At 45.5% G+C, this 18,716-nt stretch carries 15 protein-coding genes; 8 read left to right on the plus strand and 7 right to left on the minus strand.

Annotated elements, in window-relative coordinates; all coding sequences use genetic code 11:
* Positions 1-95: 95 nt before the first annotated feature.
* Entirely contained in the window at positions 96-1,082 is a 987-nt protein-coding gene (gene cysK / locus SIB79_RS08130; RefSeq protein ID WP_011129603.1) for a cysteine synthase A, read from the plus strand.
* A 22-nt stretch (positions 1,083-1,104) separates the two neighbouring features.
* Here the strand turns inward: cysK and queA are convergent, their stop codons facing one another.
* Positions 1,105-2,220: a tRNA preQ1(34) S-adenosylmethionine ribosyltransferase-isomerase QueA gene (gene queA / locus SIB79_RS08135; protein ID WP_063403454.1), complete on the minus strand. Its 1,116-nt coding sequence runs from the start codon at positions 2,218-2,220 to the stop codon at positions 1,105-1,107.
* A 777-nt stretch (positions 2,221-2,997) separates the two neighbouring features.
* On the opposite strand from queA, the gene SIB79_RS08140 reads away from it, so the two are divergent.
* Complete coding sequence (locus tag SIB79_RS08140) at positions 2,998-3,354, plus strand: hypothetical protein (protein ID WP_155724620.1); 357 nt, start codon at positions 2,998-3,000, stop codon at positions 3,352-3,354.
* Between the two features lie 273 nt (positions 3,355-3,627).
* Here SIB79_RS08140 and SIB79_RS08145 read toward each other — a convergent pair whose 3' ends face one another.
* A complete protein-coding gene (locus SIB79_RS08145) occupies positions 3,628-5,475 on the minus strand; it encodes an APC family permease (RefSeq protein ID WP_063403457.1) in 1,848 nt (615 codons plus the stop codon).
* A 99-nt stretch (positions 5,476-5,574) separates the two neighbouring features.
* Positions 5,575-5,859 (minus strand): hypothetical protein, encoded by a 285-nt coding sequence (locus tag SIB79_RS08150; protein WP_413681048.1) that lies wholly within the window; start codon positions 5,857-5,859, stop codon positions 5,575-5,577.
* Positions 5,860-5,938: 79 nt separating this feature from the next.
* Here SIB79_RS08150 and SIB79_RS08155 point away from each other — a divergent pair, with 79 nt between their 5' ends.
* The 3 genes from SIB79_RS08155 (at position 5,939) to SIB79_RS08165 (ending at position 11,738) form a co-directional block, all read left to right on the plus strand.
* Complete coding sequence (locus SIB79_RS08155) at positions 5,939-7,618, plus strand: hypothetical protein (protein ID WP_413681049.1); 1,680 nt, start codon at positions 5,939-5,941, stop codon at positions 7,616-7,618.
* A 192-nt stretch (positions 7,619-7,810) separates the two neighbouring features.
* Positions 7,811-9,334 (plus strand): type I secretion C-terminal target domain-containing protein, encoded by a 1,524-nt coding sequence (locus SIB79_RS08160; protein ID WP_063403459.1) that lies wholly within the window; start codon positions 7,811-7,813, stop codon positions 9,332-9,334.
* A gap of 118 nt (positions 9,335-9,452) precedes the next feature.
* Entirely contained in the window at positions 9,453-11,738 is a 2,286-nt protein-coding gene (locus SIB79_RS08165; RefSeq protein ID WP_155724621.1) for a type I secretion C-terminal target domain-containing protein, read from the plus strand.
* Between the two features lie 167 nt (positions 11,739-11,905).
* Here SIB79_RS08165 and SIB79_RS08170 read toward each other — a convergent pair whose 3' ends face one another.
* Entirely contained in the window at positions 11,906-13,225 is a 1,320-nt protein-coding gene (locus tag SIB79_RS08170) for a dihydrolipoamide acetyltransferase family protein (protein WP_063403461.1), read from the minus strand.
* 217 nt (positions 13,226-13,442) lie between these two features.
* On the opposite strand from SIB79_RS08170, the gene SIB79_RS08175 reads away from it, so the two are divergent.
* Positions 13,443-13,826 (plus strand): hypothetical protein, encoded by a 384-nt coding sequence (locus SIB79_RS08175; RefSeq protein ID WP_236072598.1) that lies wholly within the window; start codon positions 13,443-13,445, stop codon positions 13,824-13,826.
* A gap of 76 nt (positions 13,827-13,902) precedes the next feature.
* Here the strand turns inward: SIB79_RS08175 and SIB79_RS08180 are convergent, their stop codons facing one another.
* On the minus strand, positions 13,903-14,100 hold the full coding sequence (locus SIB79_RS08180) for a hypothetical protein (protein WP_155724622.1): 198 nt from the start codon (positions 14,098-14,100) through the stop codon (positions 13,903-13,905).
* Between the two features lie 454 nt (positions 14,101-14,554).
* Between SIB79_RS08180 and SIB79_RS08185 the strand changes: the two genes are divergently transcribed.
* Entirely contained in the window at positions 14,555-15,577 is a 1,023-nt protein-coding gene (locus tag SIB79_RS08185) for a hypothetical protein (RefSeq protein WP_413681050.1), read from the plus strand.
* Positions 15,578-15,590: 13 nt separating this feature from the next.
* Here the strand turns inward: SIB79_RS08185 and SIB79_RS08190 are convergent, their stop codons facing one another.
* Positions 15,591-16,838 (minus strand): ABC transporter substrate-binding protein, encoded by a 1,248-nt coding sequence (locus SIB79_RS08190; protein WP_413681051.1) that lies wholly within the window; start codon positions 16,836-16,838, stop codon positions 15,591-15,593.
* Between the two features lie 225 nt (positions 16,839-17,063).
* Here SIB79_RS08190 and SIB79_RS08195 point away from each other — a divergent pair, with 225 nt between their 5' ends.
* Positions 17,064-17,363, plus strand: a complete 300-nt coding sequence (locus SIB79_RS08195; protein ID WP_063403465.1) for a hypothetical protein — start codon at positions 17,064-17,066, stop codon at positions 17,361-17,363.
* Positions 17,364-17,397: 34 nt separating this feature from the next.
* Here SIB79_RS08195 and SIB79_RS08200 read toward each other — a convergent pair whose 3' ends face one another.
* Positions 17,398-18,216: an ion transporter gene (locus tag SIB79_RS08200; protein WP_081215643.1), complete on the minus strand. Its 819-nt coding sequence runs from the start codon at positions 18,214-18,216 to the stop codon at positions 17,398-17,400.
* Between the last annotated feature and the right edge of the window lie 500 nt (positions 18,217-18,716).

Consider the following 18,716-nt stretch of genomic DNA (forward strand, 5'->3'; position numbering starts at 1 on the left):
CGTAAGCAACCCATCACATGGTCGTCACAACAGATCATCGTCCTCACCAATAGAGCCAAATTCCAGCTAATGATGTGGTCGATTCATATGCACGCATGTCCCGCATTTACGAAGACAACAGCCAGGCAATCGGCAACACTCCTCTGGTCAAACTGCACGCCGTCAGCAAAAACGCCAAGGCAACTGTTCTCGCAAAGATTGAAGGCCGCAATCCCGCCTACAGCGTGAAATGCCGCATTGGCGCCAACATGATCTGGGATGCCGAAAAGCGCGGTTTACTGAGCAAAGAGCGCACGATCATTGAGCCCACCTCTGGTAACACCGGCATCGCTCTGGCCTACACAGCAGCAGCCCGCGGCTACAAACTGATCCTCACCATGCCCGAATCAATGTCGCTAGAACGGCGGCGGGTGATGGCAGTGCTTGGTGCAGAACTCATTCTCACAGAAGCAGCCAAGGGAATGCCAGGCGCCATTGCCAAGGCAAAAGAGATCGCCGAAAGCGATCCCCAGAAATACTTCATGCCCGGTCAGTTTGAGAATCCGGCCAATCCCGACATCCACAGCAAAACAACCGGTCCAGAAATCTGGAACGACTGTGATGGCGCCATTGATGTGCTCGTGTCTGGCGTAGGCACCGGCGGCACGATCACAGGTGTCTCCCGTTACATCAAGCAGGAGAAAGGCAAAGCCATCATTTCTGTAGCCGTCGAACCAACCCATAGCCCGGTCATCAGCCAAACCCTCAACGGGGAAGAGGTCAAACCTGGTCCTCACAAAATCCAGGGCATTGGAGCCGGCTTCATTCCCAAAAACCTCGATCTTTCTTTAGTGGATCGTGTTGAGCAGGTCAGCAATGATGAATCCATCGCCATGGCCCTGCGCTTGGCAAATGAAGAAGGTCTACTGGTGGGCATCTCCAGTGGTGCGGCAGTTGCAGCGGCTATTCGTCTGGCAGAACAACCCGAATTTGCTGGCAAAACCATCGTGGTAGTGCTGCCAGACATGGCCGAGCGTTATCTCTCTTCAGTGATGTTTGAGAGTGTGCCCACAGGCATCATTCAGGCCCCTGTAGCTGCCTAAATCGCCTCCAGCTAGAAACTGATCAACAGGGGCGGGCCGCTGGCAACACCGCCTCTGGATCAATCCACATCGCATCGCCATAAGAGAAAAAGCGATATTGGTGCTCAATGGCCTCGGCATAGAGCGCCAGCAGCCGTTCACGACCAACCATGGCACTCACCAACAGCAATAGAGAGCTTTTGGGCAAATGGAAGTTGGTGAGCAGTCCATCCACCACAGCAAAGCGGTAACCCGGCTGAATCACCAAATCCACTGTTCCACAAAACGACTGCAGGAATCCGCCACCTGCCAAAGCAGCACCTTCAAGGGCCCTGACGCTGGTGGTTCCCACAGCAATCACCCGGCCTGCTCGTGCTCGACAAGCCATCACCGCCTCAACAACGTCGTCGCGCACCTCCACCCACTCGCTGTGAAGCTGCAAATGGCTCAGATCCTCAGTTTCAACAGGTCGAAACGTGCCTAAGCCCACATGCAAGGTGACACTGGTCAGCATCACTCCCCGCTGCTTGAGAGCCTCCAATAACTCATCACTGAGATGAAGCCCCGCCGTTGGCGCAGCAACGGCGCCGGGGCGAGATGCATAACGGGTCTGATAACGCTCGCTATCACTTGGATCATGACGTTGGATATAAGGCGGCAATGGCACTTCGCCGTAGCGCTCAAGCAGCAACTCAAGCTGCTCGGCATTGGCGTAATGGCTCGGGAACTGAACAACCCGTCCGCCACTAGCGCTGTCTTTGCTGATCACCTGCAAAGCAATGGGCTCCTCGCCTAGAGCCTCGAGCCAAAGCTGATCACCTGGGCGCAAACGTTTAGCAGGCCGGCCCAAACACAGCCAGCGACCCTCACCACGCGGCTCAAGCACCAACAACTCAGCCAATCCACCACCTGATCGCCGCACCCGCAGCCGAGCCTTAAGAACGCGAGTGTCATTGATGACAAGCAGATCACCAGCGCGCAATTCCTCCTGCCAATCCCAAACCTCGGCATGTCGAGCGATGGGAGGCTTCATCCCCAATGGCTGCACAATCAAAAGCCGCGCCGAATGTCTTGGCTCCACCGGCAGCTGAGCTATGCGCTCAGGATCAAGCGGATAGTCATAAGAACTGAGCAGAGAATCTCTTGGGTCTAGAACCATTCGTGAAGTCTTGCTTTATGAGTGACGTTCAAAAAACCGTTCAGAAAGTTCTGGGTTCACAAACCACCAATTTTTTGGTCCGCTGGCCATTCATATCTATTTTAATGCTCGAGCAGGGAAGAGCATCCACCAGAGCAGAGCGTCAGATCAGCAGCCCTTGCCAAAAGGGTGGGAGCAAACCAAAGCAAATCTCCTGGTAATCAGCATAGGTTTTCAATCTTCTCTGCTGAGGGCGTTCAACATGATCCTCATCGCACATTGCGGCACCATGCACTTGATGCTGCTCAGATTAAAGTGAATAGGGCGAAAGCTATTGATTCAAAGCTCGAAGGTTTCTCTCACAAAAATCATGCAAAAGCTTGCCTTTGTTGGGATTAAGTAAAAACTTGTGTGATCCAAGATGCAATTCATGGGTGTATTCAACTATTTCTGGAGGACTACATCTGAATATCAATTAAAAATCATGATCTTGATAAAACCGATCCTTACCTATCACTCTTAGAAGAAATAATATCTTGTTGTTTCTTGCATCAGATACCTTATAGAAACAAACCGCCAAGTTGAATATTAAACACTCAACTCTTTCCCATCTACGCTCACTATTGACAGGCAATAAAGAGTTTAAGATTTTACATAGACATGGGCATTGACAGGATCAATTGCATCGCCTGACCAGTTTCACCCTTTAATCCAGTATTTTTCAATAGCAAACGATTAAAAATGACTAAAGGCATAAATCTCTTCACTGCTTGTTTTCTTTTCATTCTCGCTACATCCTTGCCTCAATCAATTAAATCACAGCCAAACAAAGGCATCACCAATAACTATGATTACTACTCTCCATGGAGTCCTGGGGATGTTGGGGTTTATGTTGACAAAGATGACTATATATTTGATCCCTGCATGTCAAGATTTCCTGAAGATTGCGAGAAGAAACCCTACATCAATCTTGGCAAGTGGCAACGGATTAGTGATGAAGTCATGCAAACACCAAAGGGAACTTTTTTCTGCAGGAATGAATCTCTCAAGAGAGAAACATCAACCAATGGCCTATTCAGTTGCACAAAAGAGGGATGGGTGAAGAAGAGTTGTACGCAAGGGAGATGTGTAATGGGTGGAATGGGAGATCTTTAATGCTTGCTTGAGTGTGTTGCTCTACGTCAACTCAATTCTGACATTTAGAAAACCTCAGTCGCCCATCCAATCTCTAGTTCCCTTCTCATGATCCATGGATGGCAAGTGCAATTGTGGTGCCCTCATTTGAGCCTCAGGCCTACTACAGGAGCGAATAGATAGCAGCAATACAATGATATTTTGCCAAAAGAAAAGCCCTCTACGCCATCTTTCAAGCTGAAACGCCAAAGTGTGTAGAGAAAGGTTGTCAACCCAAACGACGTCGCTGATCAACTATCCCGCTAGGTAATAACGCACCACGCAAAAGACTCGGCTGTAGTCGCCAGACAGGGCCTTAAACAAATAGACAGCCCGCTGATTGAGAAGCGTCTGATCGAGCCAATCGCGAGTGATCACTAGCGCCATCACCACAGTGGTCGTGCGCTCCGGGTGAAGCTCTTCCTGCTCTACGACATAATCACAAAAAGGATCAATCACCGAACTAAAGCGACTCTCCAAAAGGCGGAGCTCGAGTTCACCGGGATGATCGCCAACAAGTCTGTCCCAGGCGGTACGAATTGCGTCTGGATCATCATCATCGCCGAGCACAAAGACAGCCGTCACGGAATCAGCAATGGAACATCCATAACGCAACGCTTCCATGGAGGCACGCCACAAACCCGGAATCCAAACGATGCAGTGATTACCCAAAGGAGGTTGGCGAGGCTCCACCTGCAATGGGCCAAAGTGGGGCTCCAAAGCGAGCGCTGCATAAGCCTTTCGATAGCGGCGACGAATCTGCGCCAGACCCCATACCAATGCAGGGATGGCAATCACCACAGTCCAGGCACCCTCCTGGAATTTGCTCACCACGATCACCACAAGCACCACAAAAGTGGTGACTGCACCAAGAGCATTCATCAACAGTCGGCCCTGCCAACCATTCCCCCGCAACCGCCACCAACGACGGACCAATCCCAACTGAGAAAGGGTGAAGGCAGTGAAGACCCCCAGGGCATAAAGGTTCACAGCAACAGTGGTATCGCCTTTGCAGATCACGATGATCAGCGCCGTGACCAGCAAAAGAACGCCAATACCGTTCTGGTAGACCAAGCGATCACCAATCCAGCTCAACTGCCGTGGCAGGCAATGATCTTCTGCCAACATCGCCGCTAAACGAGGGAAACCTGCAAAGGCGGTGTTGGCCGCCAAAACAAGGATCAAGAGAGTGGAAAGCTGCAGAGCCCAAAGCAGAACACTGCCCGAACCAAAAGCCCGCGAACCGATTTGAGCCAACACAGTGACCCGATCATTCGGAGCGATGCCATACATGTAACCCAGCCCACTAACCGCCAAAAACATGGCTGCGAGCAACACACCCATCACCAACAACGTGCGTCGGGCATTGACCACCGCAGGTTCCTGAAAAACTTTCACGCCATTGGCAATCGACTCAATACCAGTCATCGCTGAACAACCTGAGCTGAAGGCCCGCAGGATCAAAAACCACCCCAACGGCTGAACGGCTTGCATAGCTGGTGGCATATCCGGCACGAAGCCATGCTCAAAAATCAGATCCTTCAAACCGGCAAGGATCAACAAAGCCACCATCACCACAAAGGCATAGGTGGGCAAAGAAAACAGCCGTCCAGTCTCTTTGAGGCCCCGCAGATTGGCCCAGCCAATCAGCGCCAACAAAAGCAAAGCGAGCGAAACCTCGTGATCGAGCATCGATGGCACTAGGGAGGAGAGAGCCTGAGTGCCAGCCATGAGGCTCACCCCCGCGGTAAGCGTGTAATCGATCAGCAATGCCGCCGCTGCAATCAAACCAACGTTGCGGCCAAGGTTGTCGCGTGCCACGACGTAGGAGCCGCCCCCTTTCGGATAAGCCTCAATCGCCTGGCGGTAGGAGAGCACAACGATGGCAACCAGAGCAATAATCGCCAGGGTGATCGGCACAGAAAGGCCAAGGGCACCGCTGCCGCCAAGAATCAGAACACCAAGTGCAGCTTCAGTGGCATAAGCCACTGACGACAAGGCGTCCGAAGAAAGGATCGGCAAAGCCTGAACACTGGGCAGCCGCTCATCGTCAACCTTTTTGCGGAGGAGTGGATGCCCAAGAAGTTTCTGGAAAAAGCTCAAGTCGTCTTGGAATCGTTTTCTTCAGGATGCACGCAAGGAAGCAAACGGCACTTTTACAGGTCTATGACGTAACACCGAGAACTGAAGAGCTTGCACGACTTACGTACTACAACTAGAAGAATCAACAGAACGATTTGTAGCGATGAAACCCATTTCCTTTTCCATCCTTGGAGGTGCATTGCTGGGCTCGCTGTCGGTCTTGCTTGCCTCCTGCGATGTCTCCAGCATCACGGGTAATGCGTCAAGCTTCTCAGGGAGGGTTTCCGTATTAGGAAAGCCCGTCAGTGAAGCCAAGGTTTTGCTCTGGCAGTCTTCCGCCAAGGATGGAGCGAAGAAAATCGTTGAGACCAAAACTTCTAAAGATGGGGCGTTCAAATTGTCCATACCCAGCAATAAGGATAAGGTTAGTTATTTAATTTCTGAAGGAGGAAGTATCGATGGACAAGATACTGGCAACTTGAAAATGCTCAGTGTTCTTGACTCCAATTCCAACAAGTCTGTCGTCATCAACGAACTGACATCCGTGGGATCAGTGTGGCCCAATGCTCAACTGATCAACGGAAATAAGATCAGTGGTAGCAAAACAGCTTTAGCCATTGGTTCGGGGCATGTAAGGCACCTAGTCAATACAAGCAATGGCGAATATGGCGAAACACTTCTAAATGGCTTAAACCTACCCAACTCCGAGACGATGGTTCGTCTCAACGTTCTTTCCAACCTATTGGCCCTTTGTGGCAATAGCAATACAGCTGATGGCTGTAGTCAGTTCCTCAATCTAACCAATTCTGATAACAGCCTCAAAGCACTGATTTCTATCGCCAAACAGCCGTGGGCAAAAGCCAGTGAGCTCTACAAACTGTTCACTCAACAATATCCAATCAACAAGGCAGAACAAATTCGAGAAGGCGCAACCCTTCCCTACCTGTTATTTGAACCGGAGAGTTTTTCACTCTCGATCCGTCTAGAAGGTGGCGGCGCCATGGCACTCGGGAAAATGATGTTTGACGACAACGCCAATATGTGGAGTGGTGCCAACTGGATGCCTGGTTCCCAATCTGGTGTCATCAACTCTATTGGCGGAGGGCTCACCAGGTTCAACGCCAGCGGAGAAGCGCTCTCCCCATCACCTCAGGGATATAACGGACAGGGGCTGAATGGCGTGGGCTGGGGAACAGGAGTCTCGAAAAATTATGCCTGGGTAGGCACTTTTAACAACAAGATCGGGGTCTTTGATCTTGAAGATGGTAAACCACTTGGACCGGCGACTGTTGATGGCGAGATCGGCCAACTGCAAGCAGTAACAACCGCAGCGAATGGAGATGTATGGATTGCAGATAACACCAAGGATCACATGATTCGTTTCCCCGATGGTGACTATAAGAATGGCGAGCGATTAACAATCAAAGGATTACAAGCTCCTTTCGGTATTGCTGTTGACCAGCAAAATAGAGTCTGGGTAACCAGCAGCTACAACAATAAACTCACCATCTTCCCTGGAGAAAACCCTGAGGCGGTGAAAACAATTGATATCGCTTTAGGAGCAAGAGGTGTGGCAATCGATTCCAAAGGCAATGCTTGGGTCGCCCAGCAAACTAATTCAGCAACGCTAGTTTTACCTCCTGGGGTTAGCAAGGAACCTCCACGCCCAACAACAATCATGCAGGAATTCATGCAAGGGCTTGAATATGCAAAAGCAAATCCACAACAAACAAGCTCTGGAATGATTGCACTGATCTCACCTGATTTGAAGATGATTAAATCAGACATTGCAAAAGGAGATGTCTATATTCCCTGGGGTGTAAGCATCGATGGCAATGACAATGTATGGGTTGCAAATCTTTTTGGTAGCAGTTTGATGCATATCTGTGGAGCCAATACATCAAATTGCCCTGAAGGGAAAACGACAGGTGAAGTGATTCATGATTATCAGAGTGGTGTTATTCAAATGAACACCGATGTAATTATCGATGATGCCGGCAATATCTGGAGTGCGAACAACTGGTACGACGAAAATGCCGTCATCAACAAAAGCTATTTAGGTCGAACATCGACGTTTGCTGGTGGTCAAGGATTCGTGGTGACCTACGGGGTTGCCGGTCCAGTCAAGAACCCTCTACTTGGTGTGGTTAGGCGTCCTGAATGAGATAAAGACTTTTCATAAAATTAGTTCATAAGCGGATCAAAAGGCGATGCTATCCTGCGCTCATAGTGACTATCTATGCAGAAAATACCATCAAGCCAGCCACGAAAGTATCAAGAAGACGATTTGCGACCATTCCGCATCAAGACTGGAAGGATATGATTAAATTACTGCATAGTTTATTTTGATCCAAAAATGGCTCCAAAGCTGCTTCTTGATAGCACCGGGAGAGGCCTCAAAGGCCAGGTAGGCGCAATTAGGGCAGCAACCGAATCGATCGTTGATCTAGTAGCGCATGCCGCCGTACTGGATCAAAAAGGGCTAACAGGTAATCTTGCAGATTTAAAATATAGATATGGCAATAATTTCAATAAAAATATAGATCTCAGAGGTGGAAATTTTGGTATTGACACTGGAGTATCTGCTGACTACGGATTCAGCGCTGCAGTGACAAATGCCGACGAGGCCATATCTAATTTCATGTCAAATATAGAGCTTAAGAGCAATGAAATTGGGAGCCCAAATGAAGATGGGAAGGCTACCGAAAGAGTGGTTTTCAGTTTTTCTGGAGACATCAACATTGAAAACCTATCTGCCACCACAAATATAAATGTAAAAAATGCCAAGGCATGGAACAAGACGAGTATCCCAACTGTTTCTATTTCTTGGAAGACGCCATCATTTAATACTTCAAGCTTTTGGGGATTTTTCAGAGACCTATCCCCTATTGCAGTAAAGACAAAGTCTACGAAAATAATCGATAGTGAGATATCCAAGGAAACCCTTTTGGACTATACTTTTGATGTAGACTTGCCCTCAACATTACCTATAGAATTTGATTTCGGCTTTGACTTGCCTTCGTACAATGATCATACAACACTTTCAGCCCATGGAATTTCGTATGAGATACCTCCGACTGTCGACAATCTGTTCGTTGAGAATGTTGACGTAGAGAAAGCATACAAGATTACTGTGGACGAAGCTGTTAAAGGGTTTGTCGAGAAGCAAAGTTTATACGTCAAGGATTTCATTAGATCGGGTGGAATTCAAGGGCAGGTTTTGAACTTATTCACTTCTGGCGTAGACAAACTCGGTCAGATGGTTACAGATTCGATCTCAGATAAGCTCAAGCCATATGCAAATGGCATGAATAAAGCAATTGAGAATAAATTGAATGACTGGCTTGAAATTGAAAGCAATACTTCTCAGATCAAAAGTGGTCTTAAAGCAATGACATTCACAGCCTGGAATTTTGATGACTATCCCATTTGGGGTGGGTTAGATTTGACTGGCTTTGACCTAGACGATTCTCTTGAAGGCACTGACCATGTTGACACAATTGAAGGAAAGGAAGGTGACGATGATATTAACGGAGCCGATGGAGATGATTACCTCACCGGAGGTCATGGTGCTGACAAAATCAGAGGAGGAGACGGAGCCGACACCTTTATATACAACTCAATGGAAGATTCGAAAAGTGGTTACAATAAGCGGGATTTAATAACCGATTTCAATGCTAGTGAAGGCGACAAGATAGACCTATCTTCAATCAATGAGGAGCTTACCTTCATAGGGTCAGATAATTTTGGTGGCGATGAAGGTGAAATTAGATTTGAAGACAACATTCTACAAATAAACTCTGATCGCGACAAAGAGACTGATTTCGAGGTAAAACTTGCGGACGTTGATACATTGACCAGTGATTCGTTGATTTTATGAATTGTCATATGTCGTTCCCAAACCATCTACTAACGTGCGTAAATATAACACAATAATAATTCACATGTTTCTCGCCAACAGCCATCGCTATTATTAATTTTAAGCCTTAACAGTCATCATGACTTCAGCTGAAAGTAACCGATATATAGCTTTCTCAGGTGGAGGATGGCACACACATACAGCAAGTTCCGCATGGATGAGTGGGGCATTGGAAGCATTACAAAATCAAAGAGAATCAAGCGTAAATTTTAACGATTTACTTGGTGATTTAAATGGTGCTGCTGGCAACTCAGGAGGTAGCTGGTTCCTATCGATGCTTACATATTCGGAAAAATTCCAAAAAGATCTAGCAAATAATGCAGGCAATTGGTTCGAAACAGGTTATATGGGTCAACTGAAAGAAAAGTTCAATCGTGCCAGCACCCACGATGGAAGGGAGCAAATGGTCATGGGTATGACTCATGAGATAATTAATACCTTTCTGAATTATTATCCAGGGATTAATGAACTAGCTGCCGAGGGCCGTCTGCCGACGAGTATCAGAAACCAATTGATAGAAAAATTGGCTCCGTATGTTAAGCCTAAGATGAGTGATCTATTTACATTAATAGACAAAGATTATTTAATAAATTTTGCATCCTATGCAAATAAAGACTCAAAGCCAGATTGGGGTGAAGTAACTAGGCAACTAGTCTATAGCCCTTATGATATGTATAAAGACCTAAGTAGGTCATTTGGAGATAGTCCCAACGCATGGGCGTCAGATGGGCAAGATATTATTTTTGGTGCTGCGATTCCTACAAATGGGGCAATCGTTGATTCTGGTAAATTGGACAGTGGCAATTTTATATCCGCTAATTTATCAAATAAAAAGGTCGCCAATGAGAGTGACATAAGTCCTGTAACCATCCTATATGAGAAAGATGCATACAATAACGGGAACTCATTTGTTGAAATTCTAGGTAGTGATCTAGCGCTGTCCTACGTGCAAACCAATTCAGGCTCGGAAAGAAAAGAATCAATCGAAACATCCATAAATAATAGTCGACTGGATTCAGATTTATCCATAGTCGATGCCACAACGATCTCCTCAGCTGCAGCTGGGATGCTTGCCACATTAAGCACTGTACGCCAGGCCCTACCGATATACCTAGAACAGTTGAAAGCATCTAAACTGACTGATATCGTCCAAATAAGTCTTGACGGAGCTCCCCCTTCTACAGCCGATATATTAACTCCCTATGTAACAAGATATCTTAATTCACTCTCAATACCAGTAAGCCTTAAAGATGGTGCTTCTGTCAAAGTTCCAGCGGCAGAGGCAGATGTAAATCAACTTGCACGTGACAAAATTAATCGTCTAATTGATGGAGGATATGTTGACAACACTGCTGTGGCAAATATCGTCAATTCCCTACAGGAAAGATTCGCACCTGAAGAGGAATTCTCAATTACTTTATTCTCTAATTCAGCTGGAGGAAGCTCCAATATACCAACTTCAACAAGTGATATTAACGTGACCTCAGATGTTGCGAACCTATTTGGAGAGCCTAACTTTAATGGGTCAAAAACACGTGCAGCATCAGCATTAGGGATGGAAATCACCACAGTAACTCCACATATTTTCAACAAAAGGGCCTGGCTTGACAAAGTAAAGCCAGATTGGTCATTTGAATACGGAGGTGACAATAAAAAACTAGAGTACTATCAACTAGATGTAGAAACCATTGATAATGATGCTTTTGATGTTGTCGCTGGCTACAAAGGCAAACTTAATGTTTTTATAAACATAAATACAGATTCAGACAGCCTTCCCAGCAACCCAAATATTCTTGATGAATATGAAAATATGTTCAACAACACTCGCAAAGGCATTCTAGAGGGAGATGGCATCAATGGCCCTGGATCAAGTTTTTTACTTGATGCTCTTGGTTTAACTATGCTGGAAAGTACTGAAGGGCCTGACGAGCTTCTTGGCTTTGACAGTGATGATAAGCTAAAAGGGTTAGATGGTAATGACATTCTTGAAGGTAAATCAGGCAGCGATATCTTGTCTGGAGGAGATGGAGATGACATCATCATTGGAGGAAATCAAAATGACACCCTCAAAGGAGGGGACGGTAAAGATATCTTTAAATACCAAGACATAGCCGACTCTAAGATAGGGAAAAGTAACCGTGATGTGATCACAGATTTCTCAGGCAGCGAAGGAGACAAGATCGACTTGTCCGACGTTGACGATAATCTACGTTTTATAGGTTCAGATGAATTTAGTGAAGACGATGGTGAAGTGAGATTTCACGATAAGAAGCTTATTGCCAACATAAAAGGCAATCAAGATCCAGAAATGGAAATTAAGCTTGAAGGGGTAACTTCCTTCACAGGTGAATACCTAATCCTTTAAGCATGCAGCAATGCTTAAAGGATTAGGCTAACCACAATACTATTGCCTAGGCACTACCAATAATTAATACCTACAATTGAGCTTAGTCGCTTCCATCAAGCGTCTAACTGCCATGTCAACGTTGGTGCGTTGAAAAGACTGTGCAGCTTTCATTCAAGATTCTTATTTTATATCGACAACATCTCCGTATGCGTCTCAATCAGTTCTGCCAGATCCTTGAGGAAGGCGGCCCCATCGGCGCCATAAATCACGCGATGGTCGGCAGTGAGGTTCACCTGCATCTGGCGCTTGACCGCAATCGAGCCATCTTTGCCTGCCACAACCGAAGGTCGCGATGCTGCCACCGCCAAAATTGCTCCAGTGCCAGGGGGCAAGATTGCATCAAAGCGATCCACACCAAACATGCCCAGATTCGACAAGGTGAAAGTGCCGGTGCTGTATTCCTCGGGTTGCAACTGCTTGCTGCGTGACCGCTTCACAAGATCTGCCCACTGCCGCGACATCTCATAGAGATCGGTGCGATCAGCATTCTGCAAAACCGGTGTAATCAGACCGCCATCGTCCATCGCTACTGCAACAGCAACATTCACCTGCTCTGGATACACCATCCCAGCGGTGCTGTAAGCAGCATTCACCTGTGGATGCCGCACCAGCGTCAAAGCCACGGCTTTGGCAAGAAGGGCTGTCATCGTGACGCCCTTAGGCTTCACCTGCTTGTAAAAAGCATCCAACTGATCAGTCGTGATCGTGTAGCCAACCCTGAAGCAGGGGAAGGCCAAACTGGCCTCCATATTGCGGTTGACCGCTTGTTGGAGGTTGTTGAAGGCTGCGGTTTCTCCCGGGGCCCCAAAGCTCTGTCCTACAGGAGATGACACTGCATGATAAACGCCTGCAGAAGTCGCATGCGTCGTTGCGAAAGAAGCGTTTCCTTCAGCAACCTGAGGCACACTGATCGGCTGACCTGCAGCCAGCTGCACGTCTTCAGCCTGGATACGGCCATGGGGTCCGCTACCCCTCAACTTGGCCAGATCAACACCCATCTGCGCAGCAAGTTTTTTAGCCCGCGGTGAAGCAACGATGCGTTTGTCAGTGTCTACTGCTTGGCTGGCAACAGGCGGCGGAGCAGCAACAGTGGGACTCTCCACGACGGGCGCTGGAGTAGATGCTGGGGCAGGGTCATCGACAACTTTTGCAGCAGTCTTGAGAGGGGCAGGATCAGACGCTGGCGCAGCAGGGGCATTGGCCTGAACAGCCGCGATTTCGGCCTCACTTTCAACGATCAAACCAATCGTTTCGCCCACTGGAGCAGAACGACCAGCAGGCATCAAGACCGCGGCCAAGTAGCCATCTTGAAATGACTCAACATCCATATCCGCTTTATCTGACTCCACCACAAGCACCGACTCACCACGCCCAACCTTGTCGCCAGGTTGCTTAAGCCACTCAACGATCTTGCCCTCCGTCATCGTTGAGCTCAGAGCAGGCATGAAAATCTCGTGAGTTGCGATAGTCCTGTCCTCGACTTGAATTTTGAGGGGTGCTCAAACCTCGTTGCAACATTCCTAAGGCAAATATCAGGAGTTGGCTGAGGTTGATCAATCAAAATTTTAAAGCGAAGGATCCCTCGCGGCAGCCTCGCCAATACGAAAGAACCGCTATGTATAGGCAAACCTGTTAAATTTGCCCATACACAGTCAGTCGATCGTGAGAGCAGGGCAATTCTCGGCAAACTTTCATCCCGATTTGCTGGATGCTTTCAGATCACGCTGTAAGCAGAAGGGTGAAAAATACACAAAGGTTCTGGAACAATTGGCAACGTTATATCTGCAATCAGAGGGATCGATCCTTTTCAATCATGCTGTCTTAGAGCCTGAAGCCAAAAGTCATGGCACAACTGAAAGCATCAAGGCGCAAAACCCTCTGTATAAACTAGAGAAAAAAGTCAAGAAACTAGAAGAGCAGGGCGAGAAAACTGATTACGCAATCGGTGATGCATTCGACAGAATCATGGATTGCGAACGAGCATTAGGGATAGGCAAATACTCAAAAAACCATCCAAGTATGAACACATCATTCTCCAAAAGCTGACTGATTCAGAAAGGCTGAAGTGATTTCTAGGATTATATTAATGCTTAAGCTCCAACATTGGGGCTCGAAATATCTATTAGTCAAGCGAATAATCCCAAAGCCAATCAAACAGAAGCCAGACAATCAGCAAGCCTTTGCTGAACATTTCGATCAAAGTCGCATGAGTGTTATGAAGTAACCGAATAGAATTATGCTCCTGAATCGCCGAAGATGTACTGCATAAGTTGGCCTGCTGGAGATAGCCAACAATCATCATCTCAAGCCAATCCTGCAAGGAGCCATGCAACCAGATGTACAATTTATGATCATATCAGGGCTGACATAAATCAAATTTTTTTGCTCCTAGTTATCTTTTCAAGAGCTCTAATACCTGTTTGTGCAGTTAGATTAGACACTAGAATAAGTCGTTAATGCACAGCATGCTAGAAATGCTAGAGTGTAACGATTAGCATCGCAAGAGTCTAGCTTGCTAAGCTAAAAAAGAATCTACCATTCTTGCGAAAGTATAAATGCTGACAAGGCTGATTCGCCACCTAACCAGAAGGCACTCTTGGGCACTTAGCTTATGGGAGAACAAATATAGCTGGAACACAGTTTTCATCTCGGGTTTTCTCATTGCCGCAATATTAGTTACTTTATTTCTAAATTCAGAAGAACAAGCCGTATCCACTCGTGAAGTACTCAGGCTTACAAGTTCTCCACATATCGTCAACCTGTCAAAACCATCCTTGAATCGCGGCAGACCTCTGAGTGGCTTAGAAGTGATTAATGATGCTGAATTACTTACCAAAACCAAATATAAAATCAACACAGGAATATACGTCATAAATAACTATGACATCGATCTCACAACTCCAGGCTTCTCAAGCAAAGGCTATCTATTTATGAATTGGAATAAAGAGCTGCAAAGGTATTTAGAAGCCGAGGGGATGTCAATCTTAAATATAATTAAGTTTAAAAACGACATAAACCCGGAGATTACTGACATCGCCCCCAAAGGAGATGCCGCTCCAACAAGACTTAAAGATGGAAGCTATAGCCAAACCTTTGCTTATACAGGAGAATTCTATATCGATAACTTTAATATTTCTCGTTACCCTTTCGACGCCCTAAGCTTACCAATAGTACTTGAAACGGATGACCCAGACGGAAGACTTACTTATGATAGTTTGCGCATAATCCCTGATATAAGAGACAGTGGAATCGGAGGATATTCCAATGTCATCGGCTGGCACTTAGATGGCTGGTCAATTGGAGAATACCGTCATCATTTAGCTACAAGCTTCGGAAGTAGAAATAAGAGTAGCGCGGAATATAGCCAACTAATTTTTGATGTTACCTATGGAAAATCACCCTGGTCAGCCTTCTGGAAATTAATACAGCCATTACTAGTTGTTATGGCATCAATTATTTTAATTACTCGTGTCAAATCAGAATATAACCTGGAGATCCCCCTGGCAGTACTACTCACTCTTATTTTTTTGCAGGAAGGTTATCGCTCTGGCCTGCCTGAACTTCCCTACTTAACTTACTTAGATCAAATCTTTGTACTCTGCTATATTGCTTCACTTCTTAGCTTTGCACTTGTTCTATATACACAAGATTGCAGAGTTAGAATGAAGGAATCAAACCAGGAGACTAGTCTGAGGATTGCAAAAAGACTCACATTACTAGAAAAAAGCTGGCCTCCTGTCTCTCTATTAGTGCTATTAATATCCATGGCGATTTGTTGGATTGCCATCAATAACTAAATCTAGCTGTTGATCATGGTTGCCATGGGTCGGTGCCAAGAAAGACCAAGTCTACTTCTACACCCCCAGAAATAAGACCATCATTTTCCTCCAGTAATGCTTGTCTAAGGCTTGATCGGTTGATGACAGGTGAAGCTTTTCTTAGAGCCGATACAAGCTTCCTCGCGATCAGATAGCCTTCCAAGCTTACAAAATCAAACTCAGAATCTGGATCAACATCACGCAAATCACTTTGGTACTCACGCACTACGGAATTGCGAAGGTCCCATGGGAAAGGAACGACTTGTGTAACGCCTATTCCAAATGAAGTTTGTCGGGGCAGCTCTTTGATGAGTGACTTAGTACCTGTGAATGAAATCGTCATGACTTGGGGATAACTTCCTTGTGAATTTAGATTCTGAATAAGACTGGCGACTGTCTGGTAAGTTGAAATTGCAATAAGAGCATCTGGATTATAAGCTTTAATTTCTTTTGCTGCATTACCCGTATCTCTTGAATTTCTTACAAGAGGAACACTTATCACTGGCGATAGCTTATGAGTTTTATCCAATTCCTCTATAAGACTATTCAATACATCTTTGCCATAGGAATCATTTTGATATCCTATCGCGATGCGCACAAATCCATCATTAACCAAATAATCAACAATCCTTTTTGCCTCATCCGCATAACTAGCGCGATGATGAATTGTATAGGCCTTATTGGCTCCCCGCAATACACTTGCTCCAGTGAATGGTGAGATGATATCAATTCCAGCAGCCTTAGCTAGTGGAAGGGAAGCTTTTGTAGTTGGTGTCCCAATATAAGCAAATAATCCAAGAAGTTGCGAGTAACTAATAAATTGATTAGTCTTATTATAAGCATTATCTGGTTCATAGCCATCATCTAATCTCCAGATCATGATCGGGCGACCCTCTATACCGCCTTGATCATTTACCTTTTTAAGATAAAGATCAATGCCTTTTATAAAATTAATCCCCAAGTCACGTGCAGGTCCACTAAGAACAAGTGACTGGGCAAAAATCAAAGGAGTCGGCTTCATCCTAAGCAACTTATGAATATTACTATTTGAGACTTCTCCGTTTAAAGCACTGTCTATCTCTGATACACGATCTTTTTCTAATTGATATTTTCTAGACAATCTCCAGCTTCGGCCTCCTTCGAGGCTATTTGTTCTAGTTGTCACCCATGGAGCTATCGCCAAAATGCAGCATAAAAATAGCAAGGAAGCAATAGTTGCCTTCTGGTTTTTCAGGGGCATCAGTTTCCTGTCAAGACCAGGCCTACTCAATATAAGCTCTCCTATTTAAAAAAAGAGGCTTGATTAAGACAAGCAAAAAAGAACCTTTAAAGGCAATACTTAAGCGCCAGTAACCTTCCCTAAAAGGAAGCTTGGAATTTGATCATAAAGTGTCTTTAAAATACAGACGTTCAAGAAAGACCCCTATCATGCATCTGCTGGGCTCGAGGAGTACAGAATGCTTCATTGTGCAAACCAAATCACATAGCTGCATCGCAAATAAACCTGTTATTAGCTGTAGAGTCACAAACCTTCCCAAGCTTGTTTATTTTCAACTTTGAAGACAAGTCTCTTCTTTATGAATCTCCTTTTATCGCCATCACAGTTGTTCGCTCAGCAACAAAATTAGCGGTCTCTATATCCCCTAGAAAGAATAGTCAAGCTGTCAATCTTTACAAGCCAAAACAAGCTTATTTTCACAATAAATCCAATAATCTTGCGAGCATTAAGCAAAGAGACAAGGCATTAAAGGCTGGCAATGATTAAGTCATATGCAAGTAATTTATGCACATTCTTAGCATCATTGACCTGCGGAATCAACTAAATCCTCTTGCTGAACTGTCTGCTCATTCTCAATTCTCTTCTTCCTGAATGATTCGCTAAAACCCGCAGCAAGAATTCCTACTGGTATCGCGATGACACCGATACCCATCAATGCTGTTGCAGACGCAATCACCTTGCCAAACCCAGTCACAGGGATGGCATCTCCATAACCAACTGTTGTCACTGTCATTATCGCCCACCAGATGCATCGAGGTATTGATCCAAATAATTCAGGCTGTACCTTTGACTCAGTCAGATACATAAAGGTGCTACTTAATAGCACCAACATGAGGGTATAGGTTGCTGATATCTGTAGTTCTTGAGTCTTTGATTTGATTGCCTGATTAAAATAATACAAACCTTCTTTAAACCTCCTAGACCTCCCTATCTTGGCAATTCTTACAAGTCGAAAGACTCTTAAGGTATAGAGCTCTGGACTGATTATCCCTAGGAAAGTAGGCAATATAGCGATCACATCAATCATTGCCAATGGCGACAACACATAATTAACAATTCCCCTAACTCCTTTCCCATACCTGCCATCTAGAGGAGAAACCCATAGCCTAATGCAATATTCAATACAGAATAGAATTGCGATTATCCAGTCTAATCGGATCAAATGGTCTCCATACTTTGCCTGAATAGCCTCCTCAGTGGCAATAATGGAAAAGAAGATTGACATTATAATTGCAGAAGCTATAGTTCTATTAAACGCAGACATCCTTTGCTTAGGGCCAGTGCCGACAAGCTGTCTGTAAAGCATCTGGCGTATCCTTCTCATGGCATCAACAATCAACTGCTAGTTGCGAACAATAAACCACTCATGCATACATTGAGAACCTAGCCAAGCTGCCGAGCTTGTAAACCACATTAGCTAAGCATTAGCATGTTCCCCAGATCTCTGTCTGAGAGTCCTCAGTGTTTCCTGCAACATGCTTGCACTGTATCCAGACGCTAAATGATATGAAATGTGTAGCCAGCAAGGAGTAAAGTGCAACGCATTTACTAAAATATACTTCGCAAAAACAACATCCGCCCATCATCAGATATGCCCGAAGGCATCAATAACTTTGTCAGACTTTTAATCCTTAGATCAATATATTACCGATGCGCATTAGCAATTAATAAAAGCCTCTCAATTGTGAGGCGTTCATTGAAGTAGCTCTTAGGCATTAAATCATCAGAATTCAGACAAGACGTATCTAAAAAAATCAAATCCAAAGACCTATGGCCTAAGGCAAAGGGGGCTTGAGTTAACTCCAAAGTTTATATCTAACATTATTTTCAACACTTAAG

This window comes from Prochlorococcus sp. MIT 1342 (assembly GCF_047304495.1).
In the GTDB taxonomy this organism is placed as follows: domain Bacteria; phylum Cyanobacteriota; class Cyanobacteriia; order PCC-6307; family Cyanobiaceae; genus Prochlorococcus; species Prochlorococcus marinus_D.